The sequence below is a fragment of the Streptococcus sp. NLN64 genome (assembly GCF_015831295.1).
Classification (GTDB): Bacteria; Bacillota; Bacilli; order Lactobacillales; family Streptococcaceae; genus Streptococcus.
This window is the reverse complement of sequence record NZ_JADXDQ010000094.1, coordinates 1-2,984: the sequence shown is the minus strand read 5'-3', so window position 1 is coordinate 2,984 and position 2,984 is coordinate 1. Positions and strand designations below refer to the sequence as shown.

3 protein-coding genes are annotated in these 2,984 nt (G+C 37.4%); 2 read left to right on the top strand and 1 reads right to left on the bottom strand.

What is annotated here, in order from left to right; all coding sequences use genetic code 11:
• Positions 1-455 (bottom strand): transposase (locus I2503_RS09150; RefSeq protein ID WP_196967757.1); only part of this gene is annotated, 455 nt, incomplete at its 3' end.
• A 343-nt stretch (positions 456-798) separates the two neighbouring features.
• Here I2503_RS09150 and I2503_RS09145 point away from each other — a divergent pair.
• Both I2503_RS09145 and I2503_RS09140 read left to right on the top strand, forming a co-directional pair.
• Positions 799-1,287, top strand: a complete 489-nt coding sequence (locus I2503_RS09145; RefSeq protein ID WP_196967756.1) for a hypothetical protein — start codon at positions 799-801, stop codon at positions 1,285-1,287.
• A 250-nt stretch (positions 1,288-1,537) separates the two neighbouring features.
• Positions 1,538-2,680: an LPXTG cell wall anchor domain-containing protein gene (locus I2503_RS09140; RefSeq protein ID WP_196967755.1), complete on the top strand. Its 1,143-nt coding sequence runs from the start codon at positions 1,538-1,540 to the stop codon at positions 2,678-2,680.
• Positions 2,681-2,984 lie beyond the last annotated feature (304 nt).

Below are 2,984 nucleotides of genomic sequence, written 5' to 3'. Positions count from 1 at the left end.
TGTCTAGGTGCTTCCACAAAACTGGCGTCAACAATCTGCCCTTTGTGAGCCAGTAAGCCTTCTTCTTCTAACATAGAGGAAAAACAGTCAAACAACTTTTGTTCTTTACCGGATTTACTAAGACGTTCCCTGTAAAGCCAAATTGTTTTAGCATCTGGAACTCGCTCGTCATCGCAGCCAACAAAACGACGAAAAGACAGACGATCCAGCAATTGGTACTCCATGGCTTCGTCTGACAAATTATAGAGGCGTGCAAGAAGAAGGATTTTAAACATCATAAGGTAGTTATAGGGAGGTCTACCACCCTTAGAAGGATCTTTCTCACTATTTCCAAAAATACGGTTCAGGATTGGGAGAAACATTGCCCATTTCACAGTCTTATCAAGTCGTTCGAGTGGATTTCCCAATTGTGAAAGTTTTTCTAGAAGTCGTTCATCGTCGGAAAATAATAGCATGATAGCACCTCGTTCATCTTAGTAGTACTATTATCTCATAAGATTCCTTTAGAGAAAATAGGAAAAAGCGGTCTACATACCGTAGTGGAATCATCAGCAGTTGAGAAACAACTGCTAGATGACGGAGATTTCGAGACCTTGGCTCGAAATCTAGTGATGAGACTCCGGAAGGAGGCTGCTCACGTCCGCACTACAAAATATGAAGACCCGCTTAAATTAAATTTTCGACACGAAGAGAGGAGTTTTTAGAGGTGCCCTTGTCAAGCAAGGTCTTGCCAATCGCTATGGTGATTCAGTACTCGGGCCAGACGATCGTACGGAAATAGAATATGTGGTCAATCGAATGAGCCAGATTGAGAGTTGGGCTAATATTGAGTTCAATGTTTACATTGAGCTCATCAACTACTTCACGTATGAATTTATCCAGCAAAGAGCAAAGGAAACTATTCAAGAATTAAAAAGTGATCCATATGTACATCACATGCAACTGGGGCAGTCCATGCTCCATGGACTTCGTTCAACAGTGCGTTATTATTCAGAACATGAGTACTATATTGAAGCTGAAAAACTCAGTCAAGAACTACTTAACTTACTGCAATCCATTCCTCATCTTGGGAATAGTCTCTGGTTCTTCTTTGATATTTCCTTCGAACGAGCATGTAACCTCCTTCGTCAAAATAAGGAAGAGGGGTTAGAAATTGCAACGGATTTAGTAAAAGGCTTGGACAACCTGAAAAAACTATCCTCCTTACAAGTTTTAACAACACGACGTGAACAATATTTTCAAATTATCAGTCGTTTGAATAAAACTGGAAAACCATTTAATCCATAAACAATCGGTTGCACTTCAATGTAGTCAAATTTTATATCACTTGGATAACCTTGTCTTAGGAAATATACTCATTGGGTAATCGAATTCATTTACCAATTTTTCATTGAAATTAGTAATAGTTTTAATGAGAAACTATTTGTTCAATACACCCTTTAAAATCATAGAAATCCCTTTAATTTGAACCAATTTTTTCATTTACTAAAAATCTCCAAAATATAAGCTAATATAGAATCATTGAAAGGAGATATTTATGAAAAATCATTTTTTGAAACGAGCTGGTCTCGTCATCGCACCACTTATTCTTCTTGGGATTGGAACTCCAGTATTAGCGGATGAAAATGCTGCAACTTCAAGAGCTCCCTTAAACTCTCAAGAAACTTTTAAAATATATGGATTAACTGAAAATGGAATATCTGGTTTTAGAGGGAACACTAACTCTATCATAGGCTCAAATACCTACTTTACCTTTAATGATGGCCAATATCATGCTACATACAGTTATTACTTTGACGGTACCACAACTTTGACCATTCGCGCTGCAGCAGGAGACATTATTTATAGTGGTCCAACAAGCACTGATGTTAATCAAGGACTTTCTGTAGGGGCAAGCACTATCGAGGATGTTCAGTTAGAATTAGAAACTGTTTTGCGAGCAGGAAACAGTAATCAGAACAACCTAGCAGATTCTGAGGAATCCAATTCAAAAGAAACTACTTCAAGCTCAGATTCTTCAAGCAGTTTAAGTGAAACGAGTTCTTCCAGTACTATCAGCCAAAATAATGATAAACAAGAAACAAAGCCAGTAACAAGTGGGATTCCTCAATCATTAGTTGGAACATGGACTGCTGATGGATCTACAATCACAATTCGTGAAGATGGGAGCGGAAGTCATACTGATGGTAAAAATACCAATCAATTTAACCTCTCAAAGCTAATTGATCAAGGTAATGGGGTCTATGAGATTGTAGATGATATTGAGGGGATGAAGTTTTTGAGACCATTTGTTTGGGGACTTGAAGGACCTATCGAGAAAGTAACAATCGGTTTTATTCTCAATGGAGATAATTTAACTCCGTATATGAAGACTATCAGTATGGGTGGGGAAGAACGCTTAGAAAATGGGCGTACCTTTACCCGCCAAAGTATAAATGAGCCTACCACACCATCTTCAAACAATGGTGGTGATACTATATCTAATCCGTCAAATACTTCATCAGAAAGCAATAATACTGATTCTTCTGTAAGTTCAAAACAAGAGAATAAGCAAGGGAAGCCTCGTAAAGTTCTTCCGAATACTGGTGAACAAAGTGCAGTTTTGATGACAGTTTCAGGATTACTAATTATATTAGGTATATTAGGTATCAATCTTAGAAAAAAGGCAACCTCCCAATAACAAGGTATATTGAAAAAACTCCAAGAATATAAGCTTTTTAGCTTCTGGCTTGGAGTTTTCTTCATCTACAATTTTCTTGGATTTATTTTGACCATAATAAGTAAGCTGCTAGAACTTCTCTTTATTTGCGAGAATCTCTTCATTTTGCAAATATTCTAGTAGGTAGGCTAGAAATTTTGTAAGCGCCCAATAACAAGGTATATTGAAAAACTCCAAGATCATAAGCAGGTTGCTTTTGATCTTGGAGTTTTCTTTATCTACAATTTTCTTGGATTCTTGGAGTCCATGGTAAATAAGCCTCCAG